This window comes from Microbulbifer variabilis (assembly GCF_056232115.1).
In genome coordinates this window covers 391,059-405,607 of sequence record NZ_CP174325.1, presented here as the reverse complement: position 1 = coordinate 405,607, position 14,549 = coordinate 391,059, and the positions used below count along the sequence as shown (strand labels likewise).

Here is a 14,549-nt window from a genome sequence, read left to right as displayed (position 1 = left end):
GTGTCAGCATTCGAAAATTTCTCCCTTACATGAAATTGTTATAGTGCGAATGCGGACTCTCTCCCCTCATCCATAAAATTGAGTCCAGCTTTTACAGCACATCCTCAAGCAGAATTTACAGCAGTTGAGAAGTGAGGGAGTCGAGTTTCTATCCTTAGGGAAAAGAGGAAACTTCTATGGCTACATCGACGTGTGCAAAAAAATGGCCGATTGACCTTTTACCTGAATCAGCGCCTTGAGATCTTCTCAGCTGAGCGCCTCGGTTTAAAATTAAGCTCTTCCAGTAAGTTATTGGAGCATTCTGGGTGCGCTTTCCCAACCTCAATGAAAATATCGAGATTTACTATGACTACTTTTCAGAGCTAAATCTGTGTAGAAAAGTATTCGGCAGGGACTCCTTACCTATTTGTGGCAGGCATTAAGGGTCCCGTGGGCTTATACGATGCGTTGTTAGTAAACCGAATTCAGACACTGCTAGCTGGAAATTTATGGTCCCTGTCCTGGAAGAATTGGATGGGTTGCCTCATTGACGTGTTTAGACAGCACATATTGCCCGGATGCAAAAGACCTAGTATCGCTTAGCTCAAAGAAAAAAGTGCTCAGAAAGGTAAATAGGGATGCTGCAGAGGTTTGATTCAGGGCTCGGTATCGAGCCCCTGAGGCTAAAGTTTAAGTAATGCTTTTACTTGAAGAGTTGCTTTGCTGTTGGGTAGGGAAGCTATCTGTACCGGGATCACCCTCTTGTCGCAGGCGTTCAATCCACAGTGCAGTGCCACCGGCTACAGCTGCTGGCATTACAAAGATATTCAGGATCGGCACCATCTTTGCCAACATCACTGTGCCACCAAATGTGAGACTGGTTAGTTTACGACGGCGCAAGACACTTTTAAGCTCATCAAATGGCCGTTGGTGATTGTCGAGGGGGTAGTCCACATATTGGATGGCCATGGACCAGGCACCCCAGACAGCAGTTAATACTGCTGGGATAATAATTGTCCAACTGGTGGCCGTAGCCACCAATAAAATAATTAGCCCCCAGAATATAAAGTAGCCCAGCTTACGCAGTTCTCGGCCAAGGGTGCGCCAAATCATTTGCAGTAACGGCTCTGCCGGCGGTGTCTTTCCGGTGAGAAGCTCCTCTACCTTTTCAGCCAGAATACCATTGAAGGGTGCGGCAATAATATTGGTAATTACAGCAAACAGATAACCGTAAACAAGAAAAAAAAGAAACAACACCAGGAATGCAATAATCCAGGCAAGCCAGCGAAAAATGCTGGCGGCCCAGGCGGCACCTTTGGCCATGATTGCTTCCCACCAGGACATATTCGCGGTATCGACAGGGGTGTGAGATAGCAGGCTGCCAATATAGTCGCTGAGTCCTCCCAGTTGCGAAATCATGATGCCACTGATAATGATAAACAGCACCAGATTGATCAGTAATGGAACCAGGATAAAAGGGCGCAGTTCGCGCCGGGTTATCAGGTGCACACCGCGCACTAGCGCGTCGATACCGTGGATGGGGTTTGAAGTCATAAATTTACCTCTTACCGGTGCGGCGATAGTCTTTATTGTTCAGCGCCGGCGGCTTTCAGTATTTCACCGTACTCTTTACCCTGGCGGTGCTCTTTAATTCGGCTCAATAGGGTTTTACCATCGGGGCCAGGGCTGTTGAGGTCTTTCCCTTCGGCAAGAAATAGTTGAACAAAGGAGGCAAAGCTCTCTGCTTTCATACTGCGGTAAGCACGCTCAAGCAGGTGGTAGTCGAGGTTTACTCCCTTGGGGGCTTCTCCAATCAGGAAGCCGGCAATACGCTCCGTATCAAAAACTTCCCCGAGAACTTTTTGCTTGTCTTTTTTCTGGCTCAAAATCTTTTCCTTACTGCTGTCTTTACTGCCGGGATGTTACCCAGCTCAAGTATTCAAGGGTTAATAATTAAAGCAGGGCGTCCAGCTTTTCCTTGAGAATTTTGTTGATCATTTGTGGGTTTGCCTGACCCTTGGAGGCTTTCATGATCTGGCCAACAAAGTAGCCCATCATTTTGGGACGCTTGGATTCGTCAGCTCTACGGTAATTATCCACTTGAGCGTCGCTTGCGGCGATAACTTCATCCACCATTTTTTCGATGGCGCCAGTATCAGATACTTGCTTCAGGCCGCGTTTTTCAATGATGTCATCAGCGCTGCCTTCACCTTCACAGATTGCCTCAAACACCTGCTTGGCAATCTTGCTTGAAATAGTGTTGTCTTTTATACGGGTAATTAGGCCTGCCAGCTGTGTAGCGGAAACGGGGGACTCGGCAATACTGATTTCCTTGCGATTTAGCAGCGCAGCCAGCTCACCGGTTATCCAGTTGGCGGCCAGCTTGGGTTCGCCGCAGGACTTACATACAGTTTCGAAATACTCCGCACTGTCGCGATCCTGGGTCAGTTGATCGGCATCATATGCAGATAGATTGAATTCGGACTGGAAACGCTCGGCTTTGGTATCCGGCAGCTCCGGCAGTTCCTTGCGCAGCTGTTCAATATATTCTTCGGTGAGTACTACCGGCAGAAGGTCCGGGCAGGGAAAGTAGCGATAGTCATTGGCAACTTCCTTGCTGCGCATAGAGCGGGTCTCATTTTTGTCGGCGTCGTAGAGACGGGTTTCCTGCTCGATACTGCCGCCGTCTTCGAGGATATCGATCTGGCGCTCTGCTTCCACTTTGATGGCCCGCTCAACGAAACGGAAAGAGTTGATATTCTTTAGCTCGGTGCGGGTGCCCAGTTTTTCCTCACCTTTTAATCGCACGGATACATTGGCATCACAGCGTAGGGAGCCCTGGGACATATCTCCATCAGAAATTCCCAAATAGGTCACGATGCTATGAATTTTCCTGAGGTAAGCAACTGCTTCGGCAGCACTTCGCATATCGGGTTCGGATACAATTTCAATCAACGGGGTTCCGGCTCGGTTGAGATCAATTCCAGACATGCCATGGAAATCTTCGTGTAGGGATTTACCTGCATCCTCTTCAAGATGAGCATGGTGCAAGCGCACTTTTTTGCTGCCTCCATCCTCCAGGTGAATTTCCACTTCCCCTGCTCCGACGATGGGCTGTTCCAGCTGGGTAGTTTGATAGCCTTTGGGTAGATCTGGATAGAAATAATTCTTACGTTCGAAAACGGATCGTTTGCTAATTTCCGCATTCATTGCCAGGCCAAACATTATCGCATAGCGAAAAGCTTGTTCATTGGGTACTGGCAAGGTACCGGGCATGGCCAGATCTACAGCACACGCTTGAGTATTGGGGGCGGCGCCAAAACGGGTGCTCGCACCGGAGAATAGTTTTGATTCGGTGGAGAGCTGGACGTGAACTTCCAGCCCGATAACGATTTCCCATTCCACGATATTTCTCCTTATACGGCGCTGGCTTTGTGCCAGTCTGTTACCTGCTGATACTGGTGCGCAATATTAAGCATGCGAGCCTCATCCAGGTAATTTCCGGTGATCTGCAGACCTACAGGCATATTATTTACAAGCCCGCAGGGGATAGACATTCCAGGGAGGCCTGCCAGGTTAGTGGCGATGGTATAAATATCTTCCAGATACATAGCAACCGGGTCGGCGCTCTTGGCACCCAGTTGGAAAGCGGGGGAGGGGGTGGTGGGTCCCATTATAACATCCACTTTTTCAAAGGCCTGCATGAAGTCCTGCTTGATCAGGCGGCGTACCTGCTGGGCCTTGTTGTAGTAGGCATCGTAATAGCCGGCTGACAAGGCATAGGTGCCCACCAGGATTCGGCGTTGGACCTCTTCGCCGAAGCCTTCGCCCCGGGAGCGCATGTACAGATCACGCAGATCGGAGGGCTGTTCACAGCGATGCCCATAGCGCACACCATCGAAGCGGGACAGGTTAGCAGAGGCTTCCGCCGGTGCGATGACGTAATAAGCGGGAATTGCCAACTCAGTGTGCGGCAGGCTGATATCGACCAATTCAGCCCCGAGTTTTTCAAATTCCTTGAGAGCATCCTGCACCCGGACAGCGGTATCACCATCGAGCCCCTCGCCGAAGTACTCCTTGGGTACACCAACTTTGAGCCCGGTGACGGAATCATTCAGTCTCGCGGTATAGTCCGCTTGGGGGCGATCCAGGCTGGTGGAATCTTTTGAATCATGGCTGGCCATAGCGGATAGCAAATAGGCTACGTCTTCTGCATTGCGCGCGATAGGACCGGCTTGATCCAGGCTTGAGGCATAGGCGACGATGCCCCAGCGGGATACACGGCCATAAGTGGGTTTCAAGCCGGTCGTATTGGTCAATGCTGCTGGCTGGCGAATAGAGCCGCCGGTATCGGTAGCGGTGGCTCCCGGGACGAGGAGGGCTGCCACTGCGGCTGCTGAGCCGCCTGACGAACCGCCGGGTACGTAATTAGTGTCCCAGGGATTTTTTACCGCGCCATAGTAGCTGCTTTCGTTGGAGGAGCCCATGGCAAACTCATCCATATTGGTTTTGCCCAGGGTAACGGTGCCAGCCGAATTCAGGTTTTCCACGATTGTGGCGTTGTAAGGCGGAATAAAATTGTCCAGCATTTTTGACGCGCAGCTGGTGCGAATGCCCTTGGTGCAGACAATGTCCTTGTGTGCGATAGGAACGCCACACAAGGCAGGAGCTTCCCCGGCAGCGAGGCGCTCGTCGGCCGCTTTAGCTTGGTTGAGGGCGAGCTCTTCAGTGACAGTGATAAAGCTGTTGTAGTTGCTATCCAGCTGCTGGATACGCTTGAGCAAATGTTGGGTAAGCTCAGTACTGGAGAACTCTTTACCCCGCAATCCGCGAATGATCTCGGCGATAGTAAATTGATGCATGATATTCCCTTAAGGCTTTGGCGGGATCAGATGATTGGCTTTCGAGTGGGCTTTGAAGTGATGGGTCCCGGCTCAGTCAATCACCTTGGGTACCAGATAGAGCCCCTCATCTGACTGAGGGGCCAAAGACAGGAAACTATTTCGCTGGTCGGTTTCGGTTACCGCATCGGCACGGAGGGTTTGCACCTCATCAAGGGGGTGTGCCATGGGGATTACACCATCGGTGTTGATGGCCTGCAGCTGGTCTACCAGTTGTAGAATGTCACCAAGGCGGCTGCTGACTTCCTCTATGGTTGCGTTGGATATGGCGATGCGGGCTAGCTCGGCCAGCTTTTCTACGGTTTGTGTATCCACGGCCATGGCGATGGAACTCCTCCAGCTTGAGTTGCGAATCAATGCTTACCCAGACGCATGCCGGGCAGAACCGGCAAATTTAGCACAACATGCTGTTATTCTCATCGGCCCTGGCAACTCGGGATTATTGCAATCGATTAGTCCAGCTTCAGCCTTGCTCTGAACCGGCGCCATTGTTAGAGTTTGCCGAATCCTGCCGGGCGGTGAGAGACTCCGGTGTGTTGCGTAAATTCCGATTCGAAATGCGGCTCGGAACTCAGAATTATTTGCGCGGACTAATTAGGATTTATATCCATAAAATAAGCCGCGCCCGCAGTGCCCGACCTGGGGGCTGACAATTAGTACAAGGTAATCGAATTCCATGTTTAAACGTTTGCGGGGTATGTTCTCCAGTGATCTCTCCATTGACCTGGGAACCGCCAATACGCTGATTTACGTTCGCGATCGCGGCGTAGTTCTCGACGAGCCATCAGTCGTCGCTATTCGTCATTACAATGGCCAGAAAATCGTTGAGGCCGTCGGTGTAGAAGCCAAACGTATGCTCGGCCGAACTCCCGGTAATATCACTGCTATCCGCCCCTTAAAGGATGGTGTTATCGCCGACTTCCAGGTAACTGAAAAAATGTTGCAGCACTTTATTAAAAAAGTGCATGAAAACAGCTGGATGCGCCCAAGCCCGCGTGTGCTGGTATGCGTGCCCTGCCAGTCTACCGAAGTGGAACGCCGTGCGATCCGCGAGTCTGCGCTTGGTGCTGGCGCCCGCGAGGTGTCCCTGATTGAAGAGCCTATGGCCGCAGCAATCGGTGCCGGCCTGAATGTGGAGGAGGCGAGTGGTTCCATGGTGGTAGACATCGGTGGTGGTACCACTGAGATTGCCATTATCTCCTTGAACGGCGTGGTTTACTCTGATTCAGTGCGTATTGGCGGTGATCGTTTTGATGAGGCCATCGTCAACTATGTGCGTCGTAACTACGGCAGCGTTATTGGTGATGCCACTGCCGAGCGCATCAAAGAAGAGATTGGCTGTGCCTATGCGGGCAGTGAGGTACGTGAGATCGATGTGCGTGGTCGTAATCTGGCGGAAGGGGTGCCCCGCAGTTTCACCCTCAATTCAGATGAAATTCTCGAAGCCCTGCAGGAGCCATTGACTGGTATTGTACAAGCAGTGAAGAGCGCTCTGGAGCAATCGCCCCCCGAGCTTGCTTCGGACATTGCTGAGCGCGGTATGGTGTTGACCGGTGGCGGTGCTTTGCTTCGCGATTTGGACCGATTGCTGATGGAGGAGTCCGGTTTGCCGGTAATTGTTGCAGATGATCCTCTGACCTGTGTGGCCCGTGGTGGCGGTAAGGCCCTGGATATGCTGGATCGCAGCCGTTTGTATCTGATGTCAAACTAAGTCAAGTAAGGTCGAGGCAGTGTTCCGATGAGAATAGCGGGGCCGTCTTGGCAGTTAGTTTCACGTTTCAGTGACATCCGATATATATTGTGAGAACAATAAGCATTGATCTTTATAAAGGGGGCTGCCCTTGAAACCGCTATTTACCCGCGGCCCCTCCCAAGAGACCCGCCTGATTACTTTGGCTGTTTTGTCAATCGCCCTGTTTGTAATCAGCTACTCTACCGACTGGTTCCACACTATCCGTGAGCGGCTATTCGATGCCGTCGCCCCTCTTTATTGGATTACCGGTACCCCTGAGAGAGTGACTGATTGGGCCGGTGAGCAGTTTCGCTCCCGTGATGAATTGCTCGAAGAAAATGACCGCCTCAAGCGCCAGGTATTATTGCTGGAGCAACGCAGCCAGTTATTAGCAGCCGTAAAGGCGGAAAATACCCAGCTCAAGGAGCTGATGAACTCGGCTGAGATGGTTGATGACCGTGTGCTGGTCGCCCAGATTATCGGCGTGTCCCCTGACCCCTTGGAGCATGTCCTGCTTATTGATAAAGGCAGGGATGACGGTGTCGATGTGGGCACACCGGTGATGGATGCAGGCGGCTTGCTCGGGCAGGTGATTGAAGCCGGAAATTCATTTAGCCGGATTCTGTTGATCACAGATTCCAGCCACGCCATCCCGGTACAGGTGTTGCGCAACAGCATGCGTACCGTAGCCGAAGGTACTGGGGATCTGTATCGGCTTAAGCTGCGTCACCTGGCCAATACCAGTGATATTCGCGAGGGAGACCTGCTACTGAGCTCAGGCCTTGGTGGTCGCTTTCCGGCAGGTTACCCGGTTGGAGAAGTGATGTCGGTCACTCGTGACCCGGGCAAGCCTTTTGCGGAGGCTGAAGTGTTGCCCCGCGGCCGCATGAACCGCAGTCGTTTTGTGCTTGCGGTTATCAGTGACAGGGGGCAGGGCCTTGCAAGCGAGTAGCCGCTGGTTTATCGCCGCTACCATTTTTCTGTCAATGCTGCTGGTAGTAATGCCCTTGCCTCAACAGTGGCTCTGGTTTCGCCCGGCATTTCCCGCCCTACTTATCATATTTTGGGTTTCGCGGATGCCCCAGTCTCTCGGTGTGGGTTTTGCTTGGCTGGTGGGAATCCTGGAGGATCTGGTAACTGGAGCAAGTCTCGGTACCCATGCTTTGGCCCTCGCTGTATTGGCGTATTTCAGTCTTTTGACCTACCAGCGCACAAGGGTCTTCAACCCGGCTCAACAACTCTTGTGGGTTTTTGTCCTGGTGGGTATTAATCAGGTAGTAGGAAACTGGGTGCATGGGTTGGAGGGAAAAACAGTGCCTGGACTGACCTTTCTATGGCCCGCACTTACTACGGCATTATTGTGGCCCTGTGTTACCCCTCCTTTGCGAGGCCTTTGTAATCGCCTTCACATTCGCTGACTGAACCGTCAGATTGTAAATCAATGTAAAAAATTGATCATTTTTCGATCGATATAGCTATAATCAGCCGCTGGCCCACAGGGAATATGTAGTACAGTGACAAATACCACCACATCAAACCGTCTCCTGCTCGCCTCGGGTTCCCCGCGTCGCGCCGAGCTTTTGACGCAGATAGGCGTCTCTTTTTCCCAGTTAACACCTGCTGTTCCCGAGCAAAAGCAGTTGGCTGAGACTCCCCAGGAATATATTCAGCGATTGGCCCACGATAAGGCTACTGCTGGCCTGGGGGGCGTGGAAGGTGTATGGGCCCTGGGCTCTGATACGGTGGTACTCGCCGGGGACAAGGTGCTGGAGAAACCGAAGGATTACGCTGACTTTGAATCCATGATGTTGTCTTTGTCCGGTACTGAACACTCGGTATTGAGTGCGATCTGTCTGCGTAGTTGGGAGCGTCAGTTTAGCCGCGTGGTGGAAACACGGGTGCGCTTTCGTCACTTGTCGAAGGCGCAGATTGAAGCTTATTGGAGTACTGGTGAGCCTGAAGATAAAGCCGGAGGCTATGGTATCCAAGGAATGGGCGCCGCACTGGTTGAGTCTATTAGCGGTAGTTATAGCAATGTGGTTGGGTTGCCCCTGGAGGCACTGGTTCCCATGCTTGAGCATGCGGGTATCCCTTACTGGCAGGAGAACCAGTCTTGAGTGAAGAGCTTTTAATCAATGTTGCACCTACAGAGACCCGCGTTGCCCTGGTGGAAAATGGCGTACTGCAGGAGGTCTATCTCGAGCGTAGCGCGCGAAGAGGAATAGTTGGCAATATCTACAAGGGCAAGGTGATTCGGGTTCTGCCAGGTATGCAGGCCGCATTTGTGGATATTGGGCTGGAGCGGGCTGGATTTATCCACGCTTCAGATATAGCCCCTTTAGATGATGAGGGGATGGAAGCGCGGGATGCCGAAGTGGCAGATATCCGCGCTTTGGTACGCGAGGGACAGTCCCTGGTGGTGCAAGTGGTCAAAGACCCGATAAGTAGTAAAGGTGCGCGCTTAACCACTCATTTGTCAGTATCTGCGCGCTATCTCGTGTATATGCCCCAGACTCGCCATATTGGGATTTCCAATCGTATTGAGGATGAGGGTGAGCGTGAGCGTTTGCGCCAATTGGTAGAAGCTGCTGTATCTCGTCTTGCCGAAGACGGGCTTTCAGCAGATGGCGGGTTTATTTTGCGCACCGTGGCTGAAGGAGTGAGTGAAGAGGAGTTACTCAGGGATATCCCCTTTCTTTATAAGTTGTGGGGCGAGCTGGATCAGCGAATCAACGAGCGCCCTGTCCCCTCGGTAATCTACGAAGACTTACCACTGTTTATGCGCGCATTGCGTGATCTTGCGCGTCCCTATACAGAGAAGATTCGTATAGACTCCCGCGAGGCACATGGTCGCGCCGCGGAGTTTGCCGGCAAATATGCACCGGAAATCGCTGGCCGTCTGGAACACTATCCCGGTGAGCGCCCACTGTTTGATCTCTATGGTGTGGAAGAGGAAATTCGTCGCGCATTGCAAAATAAGGTGACTCTGAAGTCAGGTGGGTATCTTATCGTCGAGCAAACGGAAGCGATGAGCACTATTGATGTGAATACCGGCGCATTTGTCGGCCATCGAAATCTGGAAGAAACTATCTTCAAGACCAACCTGGAGGCGGCGACCGCAATTGCCCGGCAGCTGAGACTGCGTAATCTAGGAGGCATCATCATTATCGACTTTATCGATATGAAGGACCCCGAGCACCAACGCCAGGTATTGCGAACACTTGAAAAAGCACTGGAGAGGGATCATGCCAAATCCAGTATCACCGGTGTCTCAGAGCTGGGTTTGGTTGAGATGACGCGCAAACGCACGCGTGAATCCCTCGGGCAGATACTTTGTGAGCCCTGTCCAGTATGTGAGGGGCGTGGCACATTGAAAAGTGCTGAAACAGTCTGTTTTGAAATTTTTCGTGAGATCATCCGTGAGGCGCGCGCTTACGACAGCGAAAAAATTATGGTGCTGGCAAGTCAGGTAGTTATAGACCTTTTACTCGATGAGGAGTCGGCTAATGTTGCCGACCTGGAGGAATTTATTCGCCGTCCTATACAGTTTCAGGTTGAGCCTATCTATAACCAGGAGCAGTACGACATTGTTCTTGTGTGAGTTACCAGTTGTTTTTCCTCTGATACCTGGCAATGAATGCAACGGTGTTCATTGTCTTCGTGCGCTCAGGGGAGGGTGGTAATGGTTGTGATTCGCTGGCTCGCCCGCAAGTTTTGGCTGCTATCGGTTAGCCTGGTTATTGCCCTGGCGATCCTGGTTCAGACCGGCCGCTTGTTGTCCCCTCAGGTCGAAGAGTACAGACCGCAGATCAGCAGCTGGCTGTCAGAGCAGCTAGGGGTAACGGTGCAAATGGACCGGATTTCCCTGCGCTGGGAAGCCCTGGAGGTAGCACTGCAGCTAGATGGTTTACGCTTGGGGGAAAATGGTGAGCTGCGAATGGGGCACGGCCTTTTCCAGCTGGACTTGCTCGCCAGCCTTTGGAATCGCGAATTGGTGTGGAAAGATCTTCAAATGCACACTTTCGCCGCCGGCCTCAGCCGGAATGCACAGGGAGAGTGGCGCCTGGATGGCTTTCCTGATATTTCCCTGAAGCCTGATGGTAGGGTGGTTGCCGACCCCAAGGCAGCGGACCCTGCGCGATTGTTCCAGCTCAGCCCCAAGATCCAAATTCAGGATGCTGCAATCACGGTTCGGCTCCCCGATGACCAGCTGGCCGAGATTAACCTGCCGCAGATACTACTTGAAAACCAGGGTGATTTTCACCGCCTCGTAGCCCGTGCGTTTATTTCCCGTGAGGGAGAGATTGAGGATACGCATTCTGAAACCTTGCGATTAGTTCTTGAGGGGCGCGGTAACCCTCGGGATAAAAAGCGCTTCTCCCTGCGTGGTTATATGCAGCTCAATGAGCTGTTACTGGATGAAGATATCGTTACCCTTCTGCATGAACTGACTCCACTGCCGGATCGCTTTCACTGGCATGGGCGCAAATGGGCAGATGGTCGCTTGTGGCTTCACAGCGATGCCAAAAATGGCTATCGCCTGGTGGGGCAATTAGACCTCGCCCAAGTCGAGAAGCTGGACAGCGTACTAGATGACAGTGCAGAAGCCACTATCGCAAATGACCATGTTATGAAGCCGCTGCGGGCTTTCTCCGGCGATCTATCTGGACATTGGCTGCCCGGTGAACGTTGGCGCCTGGCTTTACAGGACATCCAGATCGATTGGCAGGATCTGCAGATGCCGCCACTCAATTTGCAGGTCAGCAGTGATCAGCAGGGATTATCTATGAGTGCCGATGTTGTCGATCTGGCGGGCTGGAGCGATATTCTCAAAAACCTGGATGTGCTCGAAGGGGCTGCTGATAATTGGTTGCGAGCCTTGGAGCCTGGAGGTGAGTTACGCCGGGTCCAGCTGTTGCGCAGCCCGGAGGGGGCGGTCAGTTTGCAGGCCAACCTGAAGGGTGTACAAGCCAAGGCATTCCGGGGGGCTCCTGCGATTACCAATTTGACTGGTTACCTTGAGCTTGAGGGTGCAAATGGCAGGGTAGAGCTAGATGGCTCAGCTTTTACCGCACACTTCCCAAATTTATATCGAAATACTTTTTCATTTGACCAGGCCAGTGGCACTGTGGCTTGGAACCTGGACAGGGATGCAAACGAGATCAGCATATTTTCTGGTCCTCTACGGCTTGATGGTGCTTTAGGGGAAGTTAATGGCCAGTTTATGTTATCCCTGCCTGTCAAAGCTCAGAGCCGACCGACAGATCTAGTGTTGGCTCTATCTTTACATGATGCTGCCGTTACTACCCAGGAACAGTTGGTACCAACGACTGTTAGTAAGGATCTACGCGACTGGCTCAATAAAGGACTGGGTGCAAGAAATTCCGGGCGAGTGGAGAGTGCTGCATTTATCTATCGAGGCAGTAGTTATCGAGCAGATGGAAAAGAGGAGTCACTGCAGGCTCTTGGGGCTCATCGTAATCGCCAAACTATACAGTTAGCAGCGGATTTTACCGAGGCTAGCTTGAAGTATGCTGAGGAATGGCCTTCAGCTAAAAATGTCGATGGGCGCTTGTTACTGAATGATGGAGCTGTTTCTGTTGGTGCGGTAAAGGCCAAACTTTGGAACATTGATGCCAGCGATATTTTCGTTGCAGTTGCCCCCCTTGCCGGGAAGGGATCGCGCTTGGATGTGCAGGCCCAGCTTTCCGGTCCTGCAGCTGATGGCCTCCGGCTTCTCAGGGAGTCCCCTCTGCGTCAGCAGTTGGGTAGTGGGTTTGATGATTGGCATTTGGCGGGAAATATTGCCGGCCAGCTCAATTTGACTCAAGCCTTGGGGGGAGCTGACCTGAATAGCAGCCAGCATGTAGATTTGCAGTTAAGTGATGGGGAGCTTGAGCTTAAGAACCTTCGTCTGCAGACACAGGAGCTGTCTGGGGATGTGATTTATGATAGCGAGAGAGGGCTTGCAGGTACACGGGTCAGCGGCACACTTTGGGGCAGACCTGTCAGCGCACATATCCGTCACTTTGGTAAGGGAGCTTCCAGGGACACACAGGTTGTAGTGGATGGTAATGCCGACATTGAGTCAATTTTTACCTGGAGCCAGCGACCCGAGCTGAAATGGCTGGATGGCGATATGGACTACCAAGCCCTGATCACTATACCTGCCAAAGCAAAGGAAGCCCCCTATGCAGCAGTTTTTGAGCTTACCTCCAACCTGGCGGGTATCAATGTCAACTTACCTGAACCTTTAGGTAAACCCGCTGAAGTAAAGACCAATTTTGTTCTGCGGGCGCCGATTGGTGACCAGGGCAGTTTATTCCACCTGAACTACGGTGAACATCTCCAGGGGCAGTTCTGGCTGGTACAGGGGGAACTTGATCGTGCCTCTATCGCCCTGAATGCCGAAGCTAAGCTCCCCGCCGAGCGTGGGTTGTCCATCACCGGTGATATTTCCAATATCGACCTACCCCACTGGGAGAAGTTACTGGGTGTATATCGTGAAGCCCCCCCCTCTGCCGGAGATGGTGTTCTAAAACCTGGAGTTGAGGTTCTGGAGGAGCAGGCGGCGAGTGTATTCGACTCTGGCAAACCGGTTACCACCATAAATCTCGATGATCAAATAGCAGCTTCCGCCGAAGTTTTACCAGTGAGTCTGGATCTCAGTACCGACCGCTTGCAGTTGGGGGCTGTTGATATTGAGCATATTCATGTTACTGGCAATGGTGTGGGGGCTGATTGGAAGCTGGATTTCGATAGTGAGATGGCTGCAGGCGAATTGAAAGGCACTTTGGGTGGAGAGACACCTCTGAAGTTGCAATTGGCCCATTTACGCTTGCCTGCCCTTGAGAAAAAGAGTGAGCTTCAGCAGGACCCCTTCTCTCTGGAACCCTTCGCTGAGGAGGCCCCTGATCCATGGGCAGATTTCGATTTCCAGGTCTTGCCGGCTATTGATTTTAGTACTGAGAGCTTGCAGCTTGGTGATGAGGAGCTGGGGCGCTGGTCCTTTAATGTACGCCCCTCCAAAGAGCGTTTGGTTGTCAGTGATATTCGCGGTAGTGTGCGTGGTTTCCGTATTGAAGGGCGCGGCAAAGGTGGGGAAACTCTTGGTGCGCAGTTGATGTGGATGCGCGATGCCGAGGGGAAGAGTTCTTCCCAGTTTATTGGTCGCCTGGCGGCCGATGATCTCGCTGATATCCAGCGTACAATGGGACATGAGCCTCTTATTGAGAGCAAGTCCGCCAGCTTTGATACCGCCTTGCGCTGGGACGGATCTCCAGCCCTGGTCAAAGGCAGTTTGCTCTCTGGGGAGCTTAAGATTGATATCCGGGATGGGCGTTTCCTTCGCTCTACAGGTACGGCTGGCTCTACGGTGTTGCGCCTGTTATCTCTTTTTAATTTCGATACCTGGGCGCGTCGTTTGCGCTTGGATTTCTCTGATCTTTACAAGAGCGGTATGGCCTTTGATCGGGTTCGCGGGGAAGTGGTTTTTGAAGGGGATGGACAACTGTTGATTGCGGTGCCTATTCAAGTGGAAGGGCCAACCAGTGAGCTGCAGATGGCTGGCAGGGTGAATCTGTTGCGCGAGGACCTAGATCTTACCCTAGTGGCAACTTTACCGGTAAGTAATAACCTTGCTCTGGTCGCTGCACTGGCAGGAGGACTTCCGGCTGCTGCAGGGGTATATCTAATTAGTAAGGCTTTCAAAAAGCAGGTGAAAAAAGTGGCCAGTGTTAGCTATCGTATCAGTGGCGACTGGGCAGATCCACAAATGCGTTTTGAAAGGCTGTTTGATGGCGGTGGTGCCGAGCGCCAGGGGGCTGCCTCATTAAAAGATAAAGCTGAGGCTGTGGAGGAGGTGGGCTCGGGGGGGCCATCTACGCTGCCAATAAGTACTGGTGCAGGAAGCTAGCTGTTACGATTTTTCTGAACTG

Annotated in this window: 11 protein-coding genes; 6 read left to right on the top strand and 5 right to left on the bottom strand. The window is 52.2% G+C overall.

All coding sequences use genetic code 11. From position 1 onward, the window contains the following. Positions 1-669: 669 nt before the first annotated feature. The 5 genes from cysZ to gatC form a co-directional block, all read right to left on the bottom strand. A complete protein-coding gene (gene cysZ / locus ACJJI7_RS01770) occupies positions 670-1,533 on the bottom strand; it encodes a sulfate transporter CysZ (protein WP_020412564.1) in 864 nt (287 codons plus the stop codon). Positions 1,534-1,565: 32 nt separating this feature from the next. Further along, positions 1,566-1,865, bottom strand: a complete 300-nt coding sequence (locus ACJJI7_RS01765) for a PA4642 family protein (protein ID WP_020412565.1) — start codon at positions 1,863-1,865, stop codon at positions 1,566-1,568. A gap of 67 nt (positions 1,866-1,932) precedes the next feature. Beyond that, complete coding sequence (gatB, locus tag ACJJI7_RS01760; protein WP_020412566.1) at positions 1,933-3,384, bottom strand: Asp-tRNA(Asn)/Glu-tRNA(Gln) amidotransferase subunit GatB; 1,452 nt, start codon at positions 3,382-3,384, stop codon at positions 1,933-1,935. Between the two features lie 11 nt (positions 3,385-3,395). Further along, complete coding sequence (gene gatA, locus ACJJI7_RS01755) at positions 3,396-4,841, bottom strand: Asp-tRNA(Asn)/Glu-tRNA(Gln) amidotransferase subunit GatA (protein WP_020412567.1); 1,446 nt, start codon at positions 4,839-4,841, stop codon at positions 3,396-3,398. A 72-nt stretch (positions 4,842-4,913) separates the two neighbouring features. Then, the gene (gene gatC / locus ACJJI7_RS01750; RefSeq protein WP_020412568.1) at positions 4,914-5,201 is read right to left on the bottom strand and encodes an Asp-tRNA(Asn)/Glu-tRNA(Gln) amidotransferase subunit GatC; all 288 of its coding nucleotides are present in this window, start codon (positions 5,199-5,201) and stop codon (positions 4,914-4,916) included. Between the two features lie 355 nt (positions 5,202-5,556). Here gatC and ACJJI7_RS01745 point away from each other — a divergent pair, with 355 nt between their 5' ends. From ACJJI7_RS01745 to ACJJI7_RS01720, 6 genes are all read left to right on the top strand, one after another. Continuing rightward, a complete protein-coding gene (locus ACJJI7_RS01745; protein ID WP_020412569.1) occupies positions 5,557-6,591 on the top strand; it encodes a rod shape-determining protein in 1,035 nt (344 codons plus the stop codon). Positions 6,592-6,721: 130 nt separating this feature from the next. Beyond that, complete coding sequence (mreC, locus tag ACJJI7_RS01740; protein WP_020412570.1) at positions 6,722-7,564, top strand: rod shape-determining protein MreC; 843 nt, start codon at positions 6,722-6,724, stop codon at positions 7,562-7,564. Continuing rightward, positions 7,551-8,030 (top strand): rod shape-determining protein MreD, encoded by a 480-nt coding sequence (gene mreD, locus ACJJI7_RS01735; RefSeq protein ID WP_020412571.1) that lies wholly within the window; start codon positions 7,551-7,553, stop codon positions 8,028-8,030. The genes mreC and mreD overlap by 14 nt, the downstream gene beginning before the upstream one ends. 96 nt (positions 8,031-8,126) lie before the next feature. Continuing rightward, positions 8,127-8,729 carry a Maf family protein gene (locus tag ACJJI7_RS01730; RefSeq protein ID WP_020412572.1) on the top strand — a complete coding sequence of 201 codons (603 nt, stop codon included), beginning with the start codon at positions 8,127-8,129 and terminating at the stop codon, positions 8,727-8,729. After that, the gene (gene rng, locus ACJJI7_RS01725; RefSeq protein WP_020412573.1) at positions 8,726-10,213 is read left to right on the top strand and encodes a ribonuclease G; all 1,488 of its coding nucleotides are present in this window, start codon (positions 8,726-8,728) and stop codon (positions 10,211-10,213) included. Before ACJJI7_RS01730 ends, rng begins: the two co-directional genes overlap by 4 nt. A gap of 81 nt (positions 10,214-10,294) precedes the next feature. Next, positions 10,295-14,527 (top strand): YhdP family protein, encoded by a 4,233-nt coding sequence (locus tag ACJJI7_RS01720; protein WP_444901079.1) that lies wholly within the window; start codon positions 10,295-10,297, stop codon positions 14,525-14,527. The last annotated feature ends 22 nt before the right edge of the window (positions 14,528-14,549 follow it).